At 46.4% G+C, this 16,038-nt stretch carries 26 protein-coding genes; all 26 read left to right on the plus strand.

Annotated elements, in window-relative coordinates:
• Positions 1–6 precede the first annotated feature (6 nt).
• Positions 7–267, plus strand: coding sequence for a 30S ribosomal protein S17 (rpsQ, locus tag HMPREF0868_RS00960; RefSeq protein ID WP_012992838.1), 261 nt, complete (start codon positions 7–9; stop codon positions 265–267).
• A gap of 29 nt (positions 268–296) precedes the next feature.
• The gene (gene rplN, locus HMPREF0868_RS00965) at positions 297–665 is read left to right on the plus strand and encodes a 50S ribosomal protein L14 (protein ID WP_012992839.1); all 369 of its coding nucleotides are present in this window, start codon (positions 297–299) and stop codon (positions 663–665) included.
• Positions 666–675: 10 nt separating this feature from the next.
• Positions 676–1,017 (plus strand): 50S ribosomal protein L24, encoded by a 342-nt coding sequence (gene rplX / locus HMPREF0868_RS00970; RefSeq protein WP_012992840.1) that lies wholly within the window; start codon positions 676–678, stop codon positions 1,015–1,017.
• A gap of 10 nt (positions 1,018–1,027) precedes the next feature.
• Positions 1,028–1,567: a 50S ribosomal protein L5 gene (gene rplE / locus HMPREF0868_RS00975; protein ID WP_012992841.1), complete on the plus strand. Its 540-nt coding sequence runs from the start codon at positions 1,028–1,030 to the stop codon at positions 1,565–1,567.
• A gap of 17 nt (positions 1,568–1,584) precedes the next feature.
• Entirely contained in the window at positions 1,585–1,770 is a 186-nt protein-coding gene (locus HMPREF0868_RS00980; protein ID WP_012992842.1) for a type Z 30S ribosomal protein S14, read from the plus strand.
• A 20-nt stretch (positions 1,771–1,790) separates the two neighbouring features.
• Positions 1,791–2,186: a 30S ribosomal protein S8 gene (gene rpsH / locus HMPREF0868_RS00985; RefSeq protein ID WP_012992843.1), complete on the plus strand. Its 396-nt coding sequence runs from the start codon at positions 1,791–1,793 to the stop codon at positions 2,184–2,186.
• Positions 2,187–2,237: 51 nt separating this feature from the next.
• Positions 2,238–2,783: a 50S ribosomal protein L6 gene (rplF, locus tag HMPREF0868_RS00990; protein WP_012992844.1), complete on the plus strand. Its 546-nt coding sequence runs from the start codon at positions 2,238–2,240 to the stop codon at positions 2,781–2,783.
• A gap of 15 nt (positions 2,784–2,798) precedes the next feature.
• A complete protein-coding gene (rplR, locus tag HMPREF0868_RS00995) occupies positions 2,799–3,161 on the plus strand; it encodes a 50S ribosomal protein L18 (protein ID WP_012992845.1) in 363 nt (120 codons plus the stop codon).
• A gap of 12 nt (positions 3,162–3,173) precedes the next feature.
• On the plus strand, positions 3,174–3,665 hold the full coding sequence (gene rpsE / locus HMPREF0868_RS01000; protein WP_012992846.1) for a 30S ribosomal protein S5: 492 nt from the start codon (positions 3,174–3,176) through the stop codon (positions 3,663–3,665).
• 11 nt (positions 3,666–3,676) lie between these two features.
• On the plus strand, positions 3,677–3,856 hold the full coding sequence (rpmD, locus tag HMPREF0868_RS01005) for a 50S ribosomal protein L30 (RefSeq protein ID WP_012992847.1): 180 nt from the start codon (positions 3,677–3,679) through the stop codon (positions 3,854–3,856).
• Between the two features lie 12 nt (positions 3,857–3,868).
• Complete coding sequence (rplO, locus tag HMPREF0868_RS01010; protein ID WP_012992848.1) at positions 3,869–4,318, plus strand: 50S ribosomal protein L15; 450 nt, start codon at positions 3,869–3,871, stop codon at positions 4,316–4,318.
• Positions 4,319–4,321: 3 nt separating this feature from the next.
• On the plus strand, positions 4,322–5,623 hold the full coding sequence (gene secY, locus HMPREF0868_RS01015; protein WP_012992849.1) for a preprotein translocase subunit SecY: 1,302 nt from the start codon (positions 4,322–4,324) through the stop codon (positions 5,621–5,623).
• A 63-nt stretch (positions 5,624–5,686) separates the two neighbouring features.
• Complete coding sequence (locus HMPREF0868_RS01020; protein WP_012992850.1) at positions 5,687–6,340, plus strand: adenylate kinase; 654 nt, start codon at positions 5,687–5,689, stop codon at positions 6,338–6,340.
• The gene (map, locus tag HMPREF0868_RS01025) at positions 6,337–7,101 is read left to right on the plus strand and encodes a type I methionyl aminopeptidase (RefSeq protein ID WP_012992851.1); all 765 of its coding nucleotides are present in this window, start codon (positions 6,337–6,339) and stop codon (positions 7,099–7,101) included. Before HMPREF0868_RS01020 ends, map begins: the two co-directional genes overlap by 4 nt.
• Positions 7,102–7,104: 3 nt before the next feature.
• On the plus strand, positions 7,105–7,413 hold the full coding sequence (locus tag HMPREF0868_RS01030) for a KOW domain-containing RNA-binding protein (RefSeq protein WP_012992852.1): 309 nt from the start codon (positions 7,105–7,107) through the stop codon (positions 7,411–7,413).
• Positions 7,395–7,613 (plus strand): translation initiation factor IF-1, encoded by a 219-nt coding sequence (gene infA / locus HMPREF0868_RS01035; RefSeq protein WP_012992853.1) that lies wholly within the window; start codon positions 7,395–7,397, stop codon positions 7,611–7,613. The genes HMPREF0868_RS01030 and infA overlap by 19 nt, the downstream gene beginning before the upstream one ends.
• A gap of 150 nt (positions 7,614–7,763) precedes the next feature.
• The gene (gene rpmJ, locus HMPREF0868_RS01040; protein WP_012992854.1) at positions 7,764–7,877 is read left to right on the plus strand and encodes a 50S ribosomal protein L36; all 114 of its coding nucleotides are present in this window, start codon (positions 7,764–7,766) and stop codon (positions 7,875–7,877) included.
• Positions 7,878–7,989: 112 nt separating this feature from the next.
• Complete coding sequence (rpsM, locus tag HMPREF0868_RS01045; protein ID WP_012992855.1) at positions 7,990–8,358, plus strand: 30S ribosomal protein S13; 369 nt, start codon at positions 7,990–7,992, stop codon at positions 8,356–8,358.
• A gap of 13 nt (positions 8,359–8,371) precedes the next feature.
• On the plus strand, positions 8,372–8,773 hold the full coding sequence (gene rpsK, locus HMPREF0868_RS01050; RefSeq protein WP_012992856.1) for a 30S ribosomal protein S11: 402 nt from the start codon (positions 8,372–8,374) through the stop codon (positions 8,771–8,773).
• A 59-nt stretch (positions 8,774–8,832) separates the two neighbouring features.
• Complete coding sequence (locus HMPREF0868_RS01055) at positions 8,833–9,798, plus strand: DNA-directed RNA polymerase subunit alpha (RefSeq protein ID WP_012992857.1); 966 nt, start codon at positions 8,833–8,835, stop codon at positions 9,796–9,798.
• Positions 9,799–9,830: 32 nt separating this feature from the next.
• Complete coding sequence (locus HMPREF0868_RS01060; RefSeq protein WP_012992858.1) at positions 9,831–10,352, plus strand: bL17 family ribosomal protein; 522 nt, start codon at positions 9,831–9,833, stop codon at positions 10,350–10,352.
• A 73-nt stretch (positions 10,353–10,425) separates the two neighbouring features.
• Positions 10,426–12,291 (plus strand): energy-coupling factor transporter ATPase, encoded by a 1,866-nt coding sequence (locus HMPREF0868_RS01065; RefSeq protein ID WP_012992859.1) that lies wholly within the window; start codon positions 10,426–10,428, stop codon positions 12,289–12,291.
• Positions 12,272–13,081 carry an energy-coupling factor transporter transmembrane component T family protein gene (locus HMPREF0868_RS01070; RefSeq protein ID WP_012992860.1) on the plus strand — a complete coding sequence of 270 codons (810 nt, stop codon included), beginning with the start codon at positions 12,272–12,274 and terminating at the stop codon, positions 13,079–13,081. Before HMPREF0868_RS01065 ends, HMPREF0868_RS01070 begins: the two co-directional genes overlap by 20 nt.
• A gap of 63 nt (positions 13,082–13,144) precedes the next feature.
• Positions 13,145–13,969: a tRNA pseudouridine(38-40) synthase TruA gene (truA, locus tag HMPREF0868_RS01075; RefSeq protein ID WP_012992861.1), complete on the plus strand. Its 825-nt coding sequence runs from the start codon at positions 13,145–13,147 to the stop codon at positions 13,967–13,969.
• Positions 13,936–15,393, plus strand: a complete 1,458-nt coding sequence (locus HMPREF0868_RS01080) for a nicotinate phosphoribosyltransferase (RefSeq protein ID WP_012992862.1) — start codon at positions 13,936–13,938, stop codon at positions 15,391–15,393. The genes truA and HMPREF0868_RS01080 overlap by 34 nt, the downstream gene beginning before the upstream one ends.
• Positions 15,394–15,474: 81 nt before the next feature.
• Positions 15,475–15,990: a peptidylprolyl isomerase gene (locus HMPREF0868_RS01085; protein WP_012992863.1), complete on the plus strand. Its 516-nt coding sequence runs from the start codon at positions 15,475–15,477 to the stop codon at positions 15,988–15,990.
• Positions 15,991–16,038: the final 48 nt, after the last annotated feature.

Raw genomic sequence — 16,038 nt, forward strand, 5'->3', positions numbered from 1 at the left:
AACAACATGGCATTGGAAAGAAATCTGCGTAAACAACGCGTTGGCATGGTAACCTCCGACAAAATGGACAAGACCATTGTCGTGAGTGTTACTGAGAAAGTTAAACACCCGCTGTACAAGAAATTTGTTACCAGAACTGTTAAGTTCAAGGCGCATGACGAGAACAACGAGTGCCAAGAGGGTGACCGTGTCAGAATCATGGAAACTCGTCCATTATCAAAAGATAAACGTTGGCGCTTAGTAAACATTGTCGAAAAGGCGAAATAATTGGCGTTAATGCAAAAGGAGGTTAATTTATGATTCAAGTTCAAACAATCCTCAAATCTGCAGATAACACCGGGGCCAGAGAACTGATGTGCATCAAAGTAATGGGCGGCTCATGGCGCAAATTCGCCAATATCGGTGATGTTATTATCTGTTCAGTTAAAGATGCTGCTCCCGGTGGTGTAGTGAAAAAAGGTGATGTAGTAAAGGCTGTTATCGTTCGCAGCAAAAAAGGTTTGCGCCGCAACGACGGTTCGTATATCAAATTTGATGAGAACGCAGCTGTTTTGATTAAAGACGATAAGAACCCTCAAGGAACGCGTATTTTCGGGCCAATCGCTCGTGAGTTACGTGAGCGTGATTACATGAAGATTCTGTCTTTAGCACCGGAAGTACTTTAAGGAGGAGAACATGGCAAAAGTACATGTAAAAAAAGATGATTTTGTTTATGTGCTCAGTGGCAAGGATCGGTCCAAAACCGGTAAAGTGCTCAGCGTTGACGCGAAGACAAATCGCATTACCGTCGAAGGTATTAACATGGTCACTAAGCACAGAAAGCCGTCCGCTCGTATGCAACAAGGCGGAATCGAGCATCGTGAAGGCACAATTGACGCTTCTAACGTTATGTTAGTTTGCGATAAGTGCAAAAAACCGACTAAGGTCAAAACCGTAGTTACCGAAAACGGCATTGTTCGTGTGTGCAAAGCATGCGGCGAACACGTCGAGTACGGAACTGATGAATTTAAACGCTAAGGAGGAATTTATGTCCAGACTGAAAGATAAATATGTTAGTGAAATACTTCCTGCCTTGCGTGAAAAGTTCCAGTATAATTCAATTATGGAAATTCCCAAGCTGGAAAAAATCGTGATAAACGTTGGCTGTTCCGATGTTCATGAAAATTCCAAGGCGGTTGAGAATGCTGCACGTGATTTAGGGATAATTACCGGCCAAAAAGCCGTTATCACTAAAGCTCGCAAATCCATAGCGGCGTTTAAGTTAAGAGAAGGCATGAATATCGGGTGCAAGGTAACATTGCGTGGTGAGAGAATGTATGAGTTCCTCGATCGCTTCATCAATGTTGCCGTACCTCGTGTCCGTGACTTCCGTGGATTGAGCGCCAACTCTTTTGACGGGCGTGGAAATTATGCAGTCGGTATGAAAGAACAACTGATCTTTCCGGAAATTGACTATGACAAGATTGATAAGATCCGCGGTATGGATATTATCATGGTTACTACCGCGAAGACCGATGAAGAGGGCCGCGAATTGCTGAAGCTTTTCGGAATGCCCTTTGCACAATAAGCCGGAGGAGAAGTTTTATGGCAAAAAAATCTATGATTCTTAAAGCACAGAAAACGCCGAAATTCAGCACTCGTGCTTATAACCGTTGCAAAATCTGCGGAAGACCACATGCCTATATTCGCAAATACGGTATCTGCCGTCTTTGTTTCCGTGAATTAGCCTACAAGGGCGAGATTCCCGGCGTGAAAAAAGCCAGTTGGTAAGCCGTTAAAGGAGGAATTTTATGCAGATTACAGATGCTATCGCTGATATGCTGACCCGAATCCGCAACGCGGCTTCGACCAATCATACGCAAGTGGAAATACCGGCTTCAAATATCAAGAAGTCGATTGCGGATATTTTGCTGAACGAAGGTTACATAACTAAATTTGAAGTTGTTGAAGATGGCAAGCAGGGAATTATTCGTTTGACCTTGCGTTATGCGGGCAAAAAACCGGTAATTACCGGACTCAAAAGAATTTCCAAACCAGGTTTGCGTGTTTACGCTGGCGCTGATGAAATGCCGCGTGTACTTGGTGGCTTAGGTATTGCCGTTGTTTCGACTTCCAAAGGCTTGATGACCGATAAAGCTGCCAGAAAGCTCGGCATCGGCGGCGAAGTACTCGCCTATATTTGGTAATTTTAACTCTGAAAAGGGTTCGTCCCATAATCTAAAGAGCAGGAGGAAAATATGTCACGTATTGGAAGAAAACCAATCGACGTACCGGCAAACATCACCGTTAAGGTAAATGATGGTGTTGTCGAGGTAACAAATGGAAAAGAAACTTTGACTCAGAAAATCCCGCGAGATATTACTGTCAAAGTAGAGGGAAAACAAGTTATTGTTGAACGCCCCTCTGATGATAAAGAACATCGTGCCTTACACGGTTTGACCCGTTCACTCATCAATAATATGGTGATTGGTCTTACCACTGGTTTCCAAAAGAAATTGGAAATTAACGGTATCGGCTTTAAGGCCGGTAAATCAGGGAAAAAATTGGTCCTGAACATCGGCTATTCACATGCGGTTGAAATGGAAGAACCGGCCGGTATCACTATAGAAGTGCCTCAGCCCAATTCAATCGTTGTCAAAGGTAGTGACAAACAATTAGTTGGCGAAGTTGCCGCCAAGATCCGTGCCAAGCGCTTACCTGATGCTTATAAGGGCAAAGGAATCAAGTATGATTTCGAGACCTTGCATCTGAAGGAAGGTAAGACCGGGGCCAAGGGCAAATAAGGTGAGGTGTGAATTATGATAAATAAGATAAACAGAAGAGAAATTCGCCTTCGTAAGCATGACCGGGTACGTGCCAAAATATCGGGAACCGCTGAGTGCCCGCGTTTGGCGGTATTCCGCAGCTTGGCACATATTTATGCCCAAGTTATTGATGATGTTTCCGGAAAGACTCTGGTCAGTGCTTCATCCCTTGACAAAGAAGCTAAGGTTGAATACGGCGGTAACATTGCCGCGGCAAAAGCAGTCGGTGCGCTTGTCGCTGAGAGAGCTAAAGCAGCCGGAATTGAAGATGTTGTTTTCGATCGTGGTGGGTATGTTTACCACGGCCGTGTAGCGGCATTAGCTGAAGCAGCCCGCGAAGCCGGATTGAACTTTTAAGGGAGGAGACATATGATCGATATTAAATCACTTGAACTCGAAGAGAAGGTCATCCACATTGGCCGTGTGTCCAAAACGGTTAAGGGCGGCCGTAACTTTCGCTTCACAGCGTTGGTAATCGTCGGAGACGGCAACGGCCACGTTGGAAAAGGTTTGGGCAAAGCGGCTGAAATTCCTGATGCTATCCGTAAAGGTATTGAAGACGCCAAAAAGAACCTTATTCAAATTCCGCTGTCCGGAACAACCATTCCGCATGAAGCGATCGGCGCTTTCGGTGCAGGCAAAGTTCTCCTGAAGCCGGCTCGCATTGGTACCGGCGTTATCGCCGGAGGTCCGGTACGTGCAGTATTGGAAGCAGCAGGAATTAAGGATATCCGTGCCAAGTCAATGGGTTCCAACAATACGAATAACATGGTAAATGCAGCAATGGAAGGGTTGCGTTCATTGCGTTCCCCCAAAGCTGTTGCCGAATTGCGCGGCAAATCAGTTGCTGAAATTGTTTAAGGGAGGTTATCATGAGCAAATTGAAAATCACTTTAATCAAAAGCACAAATAAGGCACAGGATTTCCAAGTAAGGACGGTTCGCGCCTTAGGCTTACGCAAGATTGGCCAAACAGTTGAGCAAGAAAATAACGCCGCCATTCGTGGAATGGTTACGCGCATTGCCCACATGGTCAAATGTGAAGAAATCTGAGGGGGTAAAGCAATGAAACTTAACGAATTCAAAGCTGCTCCGGGATCCAACACCCCGGCATATCGTAAGGGCAGAGGAGCAGGATCCGGTAACGGAAAGACTTCCGGACGCGGCCATAAAGGCCAAAAAGCCCGTTCCGGCGGCGGTGTTCGTCCCGGATTTGAAGGTGGCCAGATGCCCTTATATCGCCGCTTGCCTAAGCGTGGGTTTAACAACAAACGCTTTGCCGCACATTATGTAACCGTTCCGCTGAGCCGTTTAGAAAAATTTGAAGACGGCGCAGTCGTTGACGCTGCAGCACTTAAAGCGGCCGGTGTTGTTTCTTTTGGCAAACAAAATGACGGCATAAAAATTCTCGGCTCCGGTGAATTGACCAAAAAGCTGACTGTAAAGGCGGCGAAATTCACTGCTCAGGCTAAAGAAAAAATAGAGAAGGTCGGTGGAAACGCGGAGGAGGTCTAATCCATGAAATATGTTATAGAAACTCTGCGTAAAGCGTTTAATGTCGGTGATATGCGCAAGCGTATCATCTTCACCATTGGGATGATTATATTGTTTAGAGTAGGGGGCAATATCCCGGTTCCGGGTATTGACCGCCAACTCTTCAGCCATCTGATTGATCGTTTCGGCCAAATCGGCTCCATGATGAACATTATCTCAGGTGGTGCGCTCAAAGCGGCTTCTATATTCGCGATGGGAATTACGCCATACATCAACTCATCAATTATCATTCAGCTGATGACGGTAGTTTTACCTTCGTTGCAAAACTTGCAAAAGGAAGGCGAGACTGGCCGCAAGAAGATGCAGTCCATTGTTCGTTATGTGACCATCGGTCTTGGTTTGATACAGTCAGTAGCTTTCTGGTATGCCACTCGCTCAGCCGCTTCGACTGTAATGCCGAGTGTGCTCAACGCTTTCGTGGTTATCTTGTCATTTACCGCAGGTACGGCTGTAATCATGTGGATTGGCGAGCAGATTAACGAATGGGGTGTCGGTAACGGTATATCCTTGCTGATCTATGCAGGTATCCTTTCGCGGGTTCCGTACATGACTTCAGGCTTATTCCAGTATTTTCAAGCCTGGTCAGCAGCCAACAACTTCTACATTGCATTGTTCTTCGCGTTGTTGGTGGTAATTGCTTTCGTAGTGATTATTGTCTTTGTGTCCTATGTAAGCTTGGCTGAACGTCGTATTCCTGTAACTTACGCTAAGCGTGTTATTGGCAGAAAGCAATTCGGTGGCCAAACAACCTATTTACCACTGAAGGTTAACCAATCCGGCGTCTTGCCGATTATCTTCGCCTTGTCGTTGTTGTCATTGCCTAATATGCTGATTTCGTTCTTCTTTTCGCATTCCAACAATTGGCTGGTCAATTGGTTCCGCAACCCGGGAAGCAGCCCATTCTACTATGTGTTGCAGGCACTGTTGATAATTGGATTTACGTTCTTTTATACGGCCATTCAGTTCAATCCGCTGGAAATTGCCAATAATTTGCAAAAGAACGGTGGCTATATTCCGGGCATTCGGCCGGGACGTCCTACTTGTGATTATATCGGCAGAACTTCACAACGGATCTGCTGGTTTGACGGTCTGTTCCAGACCATCGTGGTTTTGGTACCCCTGTTGCTAGGCTCGGCTACCAATACTTCAGCCCTTTGGTTTGGTGGTACATCTATTCTGATCTTGGTCGGAGTCAATATTGATTTGATGACTAGAATCGAATCTCAGATGATGACTTCAAACTATGCAGGATTCCTTGACAGATAACGGTGGTAAATGCAGCCCTCCATTACGTTAATGTTTGGAGGGCTAATCCATGAGGGAACATGTATGATTATCATTCTTTTGGGGCCTCCGGGGTCGGGGAAAGGAACTGTTGCTGAGGCTCTCTGCAAAATGTATCCTTTTAGGCACGTTTCAACCGGAGATTTGTTCCGTAGCCACATTAAGAACAAAACTCATTTAGGGCAGCAGATTGTCGAGTATATGAATGCCGGCCAATTGGTACCGGATGAATTGACGGTCAAACTTATTGAGCATTTTTTGCAGAAAGTTGCGCCGCAAGAAAGCATTATTTTCGACGGCTTCCCCCGAACTGTAAATCAGGCCGAGAAGTTCGATTTACTGTTGCCGTCATTTGATCGAGTTGTTGATTATGTTTTATCCTTGGATGTTGCCGATGACATCATCAAAAACCGTTTATCTGGGCGTCGGGTGTGCGTGAATTGCGGAGAAGTCTACAATCTTGCTTTCTTTAAACCGGATGAGCCTAAGGTATGCCGTGATTGTCAGGGCGAATTGATCCAGCGTAAAGATGATCAACCAGATGTGATAAGCAGCCGGCTGGCTGTTTACCATGAATTGACAGCTCCTTTGGTCGACTACTATGCCGAGCGGAAGAAGCTTGTTCATATCGACAACTCGGGAACGATAGATTCAATCGTTCGCCAAGTCGTCGAGCGGGTAAATTTGGAGCAAAAATGAGCAGTAATGTAATTTACTTAAAAACAAAAGACGAAATTGCCAAAATGAAGGAATCGGGACAAATTCTGATTAAAGTATTTGAGGCAATGCAAGAAGCGATAAAACCTGGTGTATCAACGAAAACATTGGATACCATTGCTCGCGGCATTATCGAGGGTGAAGGAGCCAGGCCCGGATTTTTGAATTATGGCGAGCCGCCATTCCCCGGTACTATCTGTGCTTCCATCAATGAAGTTGTGGTTCACGGAATTCCCTCGGAAAATGATATTTTGCGGGACGGCGATATAATTACAATTGATGTTGGGGCAGTTCTTGACGGTTGGAATAGCGATGCCGCTCGTACATATTTAGTCGGCAATGTGCGACCGGAAGTGCGTGAATTGGTACGGGTAACGGAAGAGTCATTTTTCAAAGGCCTGGAATATGTCCGCCCGGGTTGCCGTTTAGGCGACGTTCAAGCGGCCATACAAAATCACATCGAAAAGCATGGCTACGGTATTGTGCGCGAACTTACAGGTCACGGCATAGGCAGAGATTTGCATGAGGCCCCGGACATCCCGAATTACGGCAAAGCTGGTCACGGTCTGCGCCTGCAGGAAGGTATGGTTATCGCCATCGAGCCTATGGTGACTTTGGGTAAGCGTCATGTATATGTTGCCGATGACGATTGGGCGATCATTACGGTTGACGGAAAACCGGCAGCACATTACGAAAATTCGATTGCTATTATGGCTGACGGACCGATGCTTTTGACAAAGTAGCCTATGGCTTGGCAAAAAGGTGATATTGTCGGCAGCATGGCCGGCTCGGACAAGGGTACGATGTATTTGGTAGTTGACGTGACAGCTGAACGCATGCTTTTAGTTGACGGGCGACGGCACGGCTTCAATAAGCTGAAGTTCAAAAATTTCAAGCATTGCCAAAAAATCGCGACGGCGAATCGGTTCAGTGCAGATTTGGCGGAGGCCGTGAAAGCGGCGAAAAACCTTGAAGCAGGACGCCAAGCAAATGCTCTAGTACGTAAGTTACTCAAAGATAGGAGACAGTTGAATTTATGTCCAAAGAAGACGTAATCGAAGTAGAGGGAATCGTGTCTGATGCGTTGCCCAATGCTATGTTTAAAGTAAAACTGGAAAACGGCCATCAAATTTTGGCTCATATTTCAGGAAAGCTAAGGCAAAACTATATTAAGATTCTACCGGGAGACAAAGTAACTCTTGAGCTTTCCCCGTACGATTTAACCCGTGGCCGCATTACCTGGCGCGCGAAATAAAAACAAATTGGAAACACGGATCGCTGGAGGCATAATTCGTTCAGTGGAAGAATTTTACACGAACTCTTGAAATATCACGGTTTAATGGTATAATATTACAGCATATGCCTTATTGGCTATAACTGTGTTCCGGAATTGGAGGTATAAATTATGAAAGTAAGACCCTCGGTTAAACCGATGTGCGAAAAATGTAAGATCATCAAACGTAAAGGCAAAGTAATGGTTATTTGCTCTGACCCGAAACACAAACAAAGACAGGGTTGATGACTCAGCCCTGTTTGATTATGATTGCACGATGGGTGCGGCTGCCGTATAACGGAGACCCGCTCGTGTTTGTATAGATAAAACAGACGTATAAAACACATGGAGGTGTAGAATGGCACGTATTTCTGGTGTCGACCTGCCGAATGAAAAGCGTTTGGAAATTGCGCTTACGTATATTTACGGTATCGGCAGAACTCTGTCCGGCGAAATTATCGCAAAATGTGGTCTTAATCCGGATACACGGGTTAAAGATCTGAGCGATGACGAAATTGCGAAGATCAGAGATGTATTGGAAAATCAATATAAAGTTGAAGGTGACTTGCGACGTGAGGTTGCTTTAAATATCAAGCGCTTGACGGAAATCGGCTGCTATCGTGGTCGTCGTCACCGCATGGGCTTGCCGGTTCGCGGTCAACGTACTAAGACAAATGCAAGAACGCGTAAAGGGCCGAAACGCACTATGGCCAATAAGAAGAAATAAGGAGGGTTGAAATATGGCAAAAACTGTCAAACGCGGGGCAGCTCGTCCCAAGAAAAGAGAACGTAAGAATGTCATATCCGGCGCAGCTCATATCCATTCTTCTTTTAACAATACCATTGTAACTATTACCGATCCGGCTGGAAACGCTATTTCGTGGGCAAGTGCCGGTGGCATGGGCATGAAAGGTTCGCGTAAAGGAACTCCGTTCGCGGCTCAAATGGCTGCTGAACAGGCGGCCAAAACTGCTGCTGATCACGGTATGAAAAATGTTGAAGTATATGTAAAAGGCCCCGGTTCTGGACGTGAATCAGCTATACGTGCCTTACAGGCAGCCGGCCTTGAAGTGACAATGATCAAGGATGTCACTCCTATTCCGCACAATGGTTGCCGACCTCCGAAGAGAAGAAGAGTATAACCGACAGGGTTACCAATGTTCACCGGCTTGCATAGCAAGCTAATCTTCAGGAGGAATATATGATTGAAACAAACAAACCGGTTATCTCGACCGTCGCTCTTGAGTCAAATGGTTCATATGGTAAATTTGTGGTAGAGCCTCTGGATCGAGGCTACGGTGTTACATTGGGCAATTCCTTACGGCGTGTCCTGCTGTCTTCACTCCCCGGAGCCGCGGTTACTGCTATTCGCGTTGAGGGCGCATTCCACGAGTTTTCAACAGTAGAAGGCGTAATCGAGGATATGACCGAAATCATTTTAAATGTTAAATGTATTCGTGTTAAACTCAATGCCGACGGCCCAAAAACAATTTACCTCAATACCGAGGAAGGTCGTACAGGTGTTGTTACCGCCGGTGATATTGTTACGGATGAAGAAGTACAGATAATGAATCCGGAACAACCGATTGCTACGCTGAATGGTGATGCCCGTTTATTTATGGAACTTACTGTATGTTCCGGTATCGGTTACAACAGTGCGGAGCGCAATAAATGGCCTAATCAACCGATCGGGGTTATTCCGGTTGATTCGATTTTCACACCTGTGAAAAAAGTGAATTATTCCGTCGAAAATACCCGTGTCGGCCAATTCACAGATTTTGATAAATTGACCCTTGAGGTATGGACTGATCGAACCATTGCTGCGGATACCGCCGTAAGCAATGCCGCCAATATCTTGATGGATCACTTGCAATATTTCGTCGACTTGCAAGGTGGACCTACTGGTACTGGGACTCGCAGTTATGACGGATCTGGGGAAAGCAATGAATTACTTGAAACAGCAATTGAGGATATGAACTTCTCTGTTCGTACCTATAACTGTTTGAAACGTGCCGGTATTAATGTCATCGGCGATTTGGTGATTCGGAGCGAAGATGACATGATGAAAGTTCGAAATCTCGGCAAGAAGTCTCTGGAAGAGGTAATCCAGATCCTTGATGAGATGGGACTGAGCTTGGCTCCCGGAAGCGATACAAACGAACAATAAGTATAATGCGTTAATTTTAGGAGGAAAAACTAATGCCTGCACAACGTAAACTTGGTCGGGCCGGAGATCTCCGTAAAGCAATTTTAAAAAATTTGGTTACCGGTCTGATAGTTGACGGAAAAGTCACAACTACCTTGCACCGTGCCAAAGAAGTGCAAAAAATTGCTGAAAAGTTGATCACTTTGGCTGTTAAAGAGAAAGATAATTTTACCACCCGTGATATTGTGGTTTCTGCGGCAAAGCTTGATTCCAAGGGCAAAAAGGTTTTGGAATCAAAGACCAGCAAAAATGGCAAAAAATATGATGTAGTCGTACGTGAAGCCAAGACTAAGTCTGTTCAAGTAGACAATCCGTCACGTTTGGCTGCTCGTAAGCAAGCTTTGGTATGGCTGAATAAGGCTGAAACGAAAAAAGCGAACGTCAACGCCGCTAATAAGCTGTTTGATGAAATCGCTCCCAAATTCGCTACTCGTGCCGGTGGTTATACCAGAATTACTCAACTCGGAACTCGCCGGGGCGATGCGGCTGAGATGGCTGTTTTGGAACTTTTGTAATTTTTACCAATTTAAAGAGGGGGAGCAACCGCTCCCCCTCTTTTTGCAATATTACCGATAAAACATATTAAGAATGAATAAATATATTGACATAAAACAAGTTGATTTTTCATATGTAACCGGAGACGGTGAAGTACAAGCCATAAAAAATCTTTCACTGGCTTTGACGGCTGGGGCTCATGTGGCCATTTTGGGTGCCAATGGTTCGGGAAAATCAACTCTTGCTAAAATCATAAGTGGCTTGGAATTGCCAAATAAAGGCAAATGTATTGTCGACGGTTTTGATTCCGGGGATGAAACCGGCCTGTGGAAATTGCGGCGCATTTGTGGCATTGTCTTTCAAAATCCAGACAATCAAATAATTGGAACTACTGTGGAAGAAGATATCGCTTTTGGCCCAGAAAATCTCGGTATCCCATCGTCTGAAATACAGCGCCGGGTGATGCAATGCGCAAGCATGGTTGGGCTTGCTACATCCCTTGCTAAACCTCCGGCAGACTTGTCGGGCGGGCAGAAGCAAAAATTGGCAATTGCTGGTGTTTTTGCTATGGAACCGCGCATTTTGATCTTAGATGAGGCCACTTCCATGCTTGATCCGGTGGCGCGCCGTGAAATACTCACGCTGACTGATGAATTGGGCCGCAAATATAATTTGACTATTCTTAATATAACGCATTATATGAACGAAGCTCTTCTGGCAGACACTGTTGTGTTGATGAATGAGGGGAAAATTGTTGCCGTGGGCACGCCAAATGAAATTTTCGGGCGAGTCGCCTTATTACGTGAGCTGGGGCTCGATGTACCTCTGCCGACAGCCATTGCTGCAAAATACCTGCGAGCTTGCGGACAAGCCTGGGAGTATTTGCCGGATTTGGTTGATCCGGAGGCTGCAGTTGTGGCGGTTGGCGATCTTTTGGCCGAACGTTTGAAAAAAATTCGTGAAGGCGCAAAGTATGTGGATTCGGGCGAATCAGAATCTTCACAGCTAAAACGTCCTGTTTACAAGGCAGCTCGCGATAGTAAGTTATGTGCCTGTACCACGGGTATCACGCAGCATGCAGCGGAACGCGAGGTCATTATAAAAGTACGTGACTTAACTTATGAATATCCATATTACGGTGAAATCTCCCGCCCGGCGATTCAAGACATCAGTTTTGACGTATATCGTGGGGAAATCCTCGGCGTAATTGGCCAGACCGGATCTGGGAAATCTACCCTCATTCAACATTTAAATGGCTTGCTGCGTGCCGATTCCGGAACTGTGGAAGTAATGGGCCGGGCCATAAAAACAGGCCGAGATATCAAATGGATTAGAGCACATGTAGGCTTACTTTTCCAATATCCGGAACATCAACTGTTTGCTGATACTGTAGCGGAAGACATTGCGTACGGCCCGGGAAAGTTGGGGTGGTCGGCGGAACAAATAAAAACAGCGGTTGCTGAAGCGAGCAAATTGGTTGGGCTAAGCGAAGACATTATGCCCCGATCGCCATTTGAATTGTCAGGCGGGCAAAAAAGACGGGTAGCAATGGCTGGCGTTTTGGCAATGCGCCCGGATGTACTAATTCTGGATGAACCGGCCGCGGCCTTAGATCCTCGGGGACGGGAAACCATGCTGGACCTGATTGTTGACCTGCGAGCCCGAGGCGTAACTATAGTTTTTGTATCCCATTCAATGGAAGATGTTGCAAGAATTTCTGATCGCATTTTGGTAATGGTCCAAGGAAAATTAAAGTATTTAGCTTCCCCTGAATCCTTGTTCCAAAATTCACCGAGCGAACTGGCAGCTGTCGGAATTACCGTTCCGCAACCAACTGAATTCATGCAGAAACTGAGTTGCCGTTTCAAAGACTTAGACCAGAACTGCTTCAGTGCGGGAGCGGTGGTACGCAATCTGATCGCCTATGAGGAGGCTGTGTATGCAAATTACCATCGGTAATTATTATACGGGAAATTCCGGCTTACATCGGCTCGACCCGCGCGTAAAGTTTTTGGCCGCTTTAGGAATGATGATCCTCATTTTTTGCCTGCATACGTCCGCGGCACTTTTGGCGTATGGCGTTTTTCTTTTTGTTCTATGCCTAAGCTCACGTATACCGTTATGTAAACTGGCGCGATCCGTGCGTTCAGTGCTGTTTTTGGCCGGCTTGGCGTTCATATTTAATTTGTTTTCCGGCAGCGGCATCATTTTGTGGCAATTCTACGGACTCAAGATAACCGACACCGGACTTAGCATTGCCGTTATTGTAGCCGTCCGACTGTTTTATCTGGTTATAACGAGTACCCTATTGTTGACCGCGGTCACAACTCCGCTTGCCGTTGCCGACGCCATGGAAAAGTTGATGAACCCACTGATTCGCCTTGGTTTTCCCGGCCATGAGCTTGCACTGATAATGTCGATAGCCCTTCGCTATGTGCCGACGCTGGTGACGGAAACCGACAAAATTATGAAGGCTCAGGCCGCGCGCGGAGCTGATTTCGATACCGGAGGGCTTTGGTCACGCTTGCGCGGTATGGTAACTGTACTAGTTCCTTTATTCGTTTCCGCCTTCAAACGTGCGGCTGACTTGGCTTTGGCGATGGAGGCCAGATGTTATAGCGGCGGTGCCGGTCGGACCAAACTCCATCCTTTGCGCATGAAAAAAGCCGATTGGCTGTGGACAGCCAGTTTTGTTGTTGCTGCGGCCTGCATGATTGCGCTGGAGATAGCATGGAAAAAGTTAATGTGAAGTGGTTGGTGTTGGTGATTTTAAACAAATATTGACATTATTGTAAGGCCGGATGGAGGACAAGTGAAACGTAATATTGCTATTCTTACCGAATGGGATGGTACCGCATACGGCGGCTGGCAGATCCAAGCCAATGCGCCCACTATTCAGGAAAATTTACAAAAAGCATTGGAAAAACTGTGCCATAAATCCGTCTTGGTAAACGGTTGCTCTCGCACGGATGCCGGCGTCCACGCTCGGGGGCATGTAAGCAACTTTCACTTTGACAGCAGTATTCCCGTAGCCAACATCCCTTTGGCGCTCAACGCTATGCTGCCTGAAGATATCGCCGTGCAGGCGGCTACAGAAATGCCGCTTGATTTTAATGCCCGTTTTGATGCATGCGGCAAACAATATTCCTATTACATCTGTAATACCAAATTACGCCACGCCCTCTACTCCCGCTACAGCTGTTGCGAAGCGCGACCGCTAAGTGCCGCGGCCATGCGAGAAGCTGCGGGATACATAGAAGGTACCCATGATTTTGCCTGCTTTATGGCAAGCGGCGGGCAGGTAAAATCTACCGTGCGGACTGTTTATTCCGTCGATCTTGTCAGCTATCCGATTTGCGGCGGAGCGATTTGGCGTATAATTGTCCGTGGGAACGGATTTTTGTATAATATGGTGAGAATAATTGCCGGCACTTTGCTGTATGTTGGCCTGAATAAATTGAACCCGCAAGATGTACGAGAAGTTTTGCGCTCAGGTCATCGCTCAGAAGCCGGTAAAACTCTACCGGCCTGCGGTTTATTCTTGGATCGAGTATTTTATGAGCCGCAGATTTTTGACCAAGTAAGCCAAGGAGGAAATGAAGAATGCAACTTAATTGGAATGAATCGGATAATTTAACCATGCTTACCGATTTCTACGAGTTGACGATGTCGCAGGCATATTTAAGTCAAGGCCTCGAGAACATAGTAGGAACTTTTGATCTTTATTTCCGGCGCGTACCGGAAAACGGTGGTTTTGCTGTTATGGCCGGGGTTGAGCAGGCGATAAGTTATTTGGAAAATTTGCGCTTTTTGCCTGAAGACCTGGAATATTTGCGCAGCCTGCACCATTTCACTCCTGAGTTTTTAAAATATTTGGAAGAGTTCAAGTTTTCGTGCGATATTTGGGCGATACCGGAAGGTACGCCTGTTTTTCCGGGGGAACCATTGGTTAAGGTAAGGGGCCCGATTATTCAGGCACAAATGTTGGAAACGATGCTTCTGCTGACGATTAATCATCAGACTTTGATTGCAACAAAAGCTAACCGCATTGCCCGCGCGGCTAATGGACGATCGGTGATGGAATTCGGCGCAAGACGGGCGCAAGGGTGCGATGCTTCAGTGCTTGGTGCACGGGCGGCTTACATAGGCGGGGTTGACAGCACTTCCTGCACCATCGCCGGCCAGTATTTTGATGTCCCGCTCTCCGGAACTATGGCCCACAGTTTCGTCATGGTGTGCGGCGATGAGTATAACGCTTTCAAGTCGTATGCCTTAACCTATCCTGACAATACAGTTTTGCTGATTGACACATATAATACACTTCAAAGCGGCCTGCCGAATGCGATTAGGGTTGCTAAAGAGGTCCTTGAGCCGATGGGAAAACGCCTAAAAGGAATTCGCATTGATTCCGGTGACCTTACCTATTTGACCAAAAAAACACGTGCTGCCTTGGATGCGGCCGGGTTGCAGGACTGCAAAATTGTGGTTAGCAATGCTCTAGATGAATATCTTATCCGCGACTTGCTACGTCAAGGGGCCTGTATAGATGCTTTCGGTGTCGGCGAGCGACTGATTACCTCAAGAGCTGAGCCGGTGTTCGGTGGAGTTTATAAATTGGTTGAGTATGCCCGCGAACAAAAAGAGATTCCGGTGCTTAAAATTTCCGAAAATCCAGAAAAAATTACCACTCCGGGTGACAAGCAAGTGTGGCGTTTCTTTGACAAAACGACCGGGAATGCTTTGGCTGACGTAATTACAGTTGTCGATGAAGTTTTGCCATCAGACGGACCTTATGAAATTTTTGATCCACTTCACACGTGGAAAACAAAAATTATGACCAATTATACGGCACGACCTTTGCTACAACCAATCTTTATTAACGGGAAATGCGTCTACCAGCGTCGCTCAATGCAAGAGATTCGCACATATTGTCGAGCCGAGGTTGGAAAGTTGTGGGACAGTATACTTCGTTTCGAAAATCCGCAAACCTACTATGTCGATCTCTCGCCTCGCCTGTGGCGAATGAAGGATGAATTGCTCCATGCTCTGGCCAAACATTAAGGGAAACATTAAGGCAAACACTAAGTGTAAGGCCGTACATTTGTTATAAACTCATAAGAAAGATACGAAAGGAAAACTGATATGACAATCGCGACAATAACTATGCAAAACGGTTCTACGATTACCGCCGAATTATACCCGGAAAAAGCACCTAACACGGTACGAAATTTTGCCTATTTGGCTAACAAAGGCTTTTACGACGGGTTGATTTTTCATCGTGTCATAAAAGGTTTCATGATCCAGGGTGGTTGCCCGGACGGAACCGGTATGGGCGGACCCGGCTACCACATTAAAGGTGAGTTCAGCCGCAACGGCTTTGCCAACGACTTGCGCCATAGCCGTGGCGTTTTGTCGATGGCGCGAGCTATGTCCCCCGATTCAGCCGGCTCACAGTTCTTCATCATGCATGCGGCAGCTCCCCACTTGGACGGGCAATATGCTGCATTCGGCCAAGTCACCGATGGTATGGAAACCGTTGATAAAATTGCCGAGACTTCTACCGATTATCAAGATCGCCCCTTAGAAGCTCAAGTTATTGCATCCATCAGAGTAAGCGGCCTTCCCGACGAATTAGCCGGCGAACCGGAAAAAGTATGAGCGCGCCGACGTATTACGCAGCAAATAAAAAGCATTTGCAGAAAGCAG

The sequence above is a fragment of the Mageeibacillus indolicus UPII9-5 genome, from assembly GCF_000025225.2.
GTDB lineage: Bacteria > Bacillota > Clostridia > Saccharofermentanales > Fastidiosipilaceae > Mageeibacillus > Mageeibacillus indolicus.

Bases quoted from the DNA above. Each gene is read 5' to 3' on its own strand.
- rpmJ (WP_012992854.1), top strand. From the start codon at position 7,764: ATGAAAGTAAGACCCTCGGTTAAACCGATGTGCGAAAAATGTAAGATC.
- rpsQ (WP_012992838.1), top strand. From the start codon at position 7: ATGGCATTGGAAAGAAATCTGCGTAAACAACGCGTTGGCATGGTAACC.
- HMPREF0868_RS01055 (WP_012992857.1), top strand. From the start codon at position 8,833: ATGATTGAAACAAACAAACCGGTTATCTCGACCGTCGCTCTTGAGTCA.
- rpmD (WP_012992847.1), top strand. From the start codon at position 3,677: ATGAGCAAATTGAAAATCACTTTAATCAAAAGCACAAATAAGGCACAG.
- HMPREF0868_RS01080 (WP_012992862.1), top strand. From the start codon at position 13,936: ATGCAACTTAATTGGAATGAATCGGATAATTTAACCATGCTTACCGAT.
- rpsH (WP_012992843.1), top strand. From the start codon at position 1,791: ATGCAGATTACAGATGCTATCGCTGATATGCTGACCCGAATCCGCAAC.
- rpsM (WP_012992855.1), top strand. From the start codon at position 7,990: ATGGCACGTATTTCTGGTGTCGACCTGCCGAATGAAAAGCGTTTGGAA.
- rplR (WP_012992845.1), top strand. From the start codon at position 2,799: ATGATAAATAAGATAAACAGAAGAGAAATTCGCCTTCGTAAGCATGAC.
- secY (WP_012992849.1), top strand. From the start codon at position 4,322: ATGAAATATGTTATAGAAACTCTGCGTAAAGCGTTTAATGTCGGTGAT.
- HMPREF0868_RS01060 (WP_012992858.1), top strand. From the start codon at position 9,831: ATGCCTGCACAACGTAAACTTGGTCGGGCCGGAGATCTCCGTAAAGCA.
- HMPREF0868_RS01030 (WP_012992852.1), top strand. From the start codon at position 7,105: ATGGCTTGGCAAAAAGGTGATATTGTCGGCAGCATGGCCGGCTCGGAC.
- rpsE (WP_012992846.1), top strand. From the start codon at position 3,174: ATGATCGATATTAAATCACTTGAACTCGAAGAGAAGGTCATCCACATT.
- rplF (WP_012992844.1), top strand. From the start codon at position 2,238: ATGTCACGTATTGGAAGAAAACCAATCGACGTACCGGCAAACATCACC.
- infA (WP_012992853.1), top strand. From the start codon at position 7,395: ATGTCCAAAGAAGACGTAATCGAAGTAGAGGGAATCGTGTCTGATGCG.
- HMPREF0868_RS00980 (WP_012992842.1), top strand. From the start codon at position 1,585: ATGGCAAAAAAATCTATGATTCTTAAAGCACAGAAAACGCCGAAATTC.
- HMPREF0868_RS01020 (WP_012992850.1), top strand. From the start codon at position 5,687: ATGATTATCATTCTTTTGGGGCCTCCGGGGTCGGGGAAAGGAACTGTT.
- map (WP_012992851.1), top strand. From the start codon at position 6,337: ATGAGCAGTAATGTAATTTACTTAAAAACAAAAGACGAAATTGCCAAA.
- rpsK (WP_012992856.1), top strand. From the start codon at position 8,372: ATGGCAAAAACTGTCAAACGCGGGGCAGCTCGTCCCAAGAAAAGAGAA.
- HMPREF0868_RS01070 (WP_012992860.1), top strand. From the start codon at position 12,272: ATGCAAATTACCATCGGTAATTATTATACGGGAAATTCCGGCTTACAT.
- rplX (WP_012992840.1), top strand. From the start codon at position 676: ATGGCAAAAGTACATGTAAAAAAAGATGATTTTGTTTATGTGCTCAGT.
- HMPREF0868_RS01065 (WP_012992859.1), top strand. From the start codon at position 10,426: ATGAATAAATATATTGACATAAAACAAGTTGATTTTTCATATGTAACC.
- rplN (WP_012992839.1), top strand. From the start codon at position 297: ATGATTCAAGTTCAAACAATCCTCAAATCTGCAGATAACACCGGGGCC.
- rplE (WP_012992841.1), top strand. From the start codon at position 1,028: ATGTCCAGACTGAAAGATAAATATGTTAGTGAAATACTTCCTGCCTTG.
- rplO (WP_012992848.1), top strand. From the start codon at position 3,869: ATGAAACTTAACGAATTCAAAGCTGCTCCGGGATCCAACACCCCGGCA.
- HMPREF0868_RS01085 (WP_012992863.1), top strand. From the start codon at position 15,475: ATGACAATCGCGACAATAACTATGCAAAACGGTTCTACGATTACCGCC.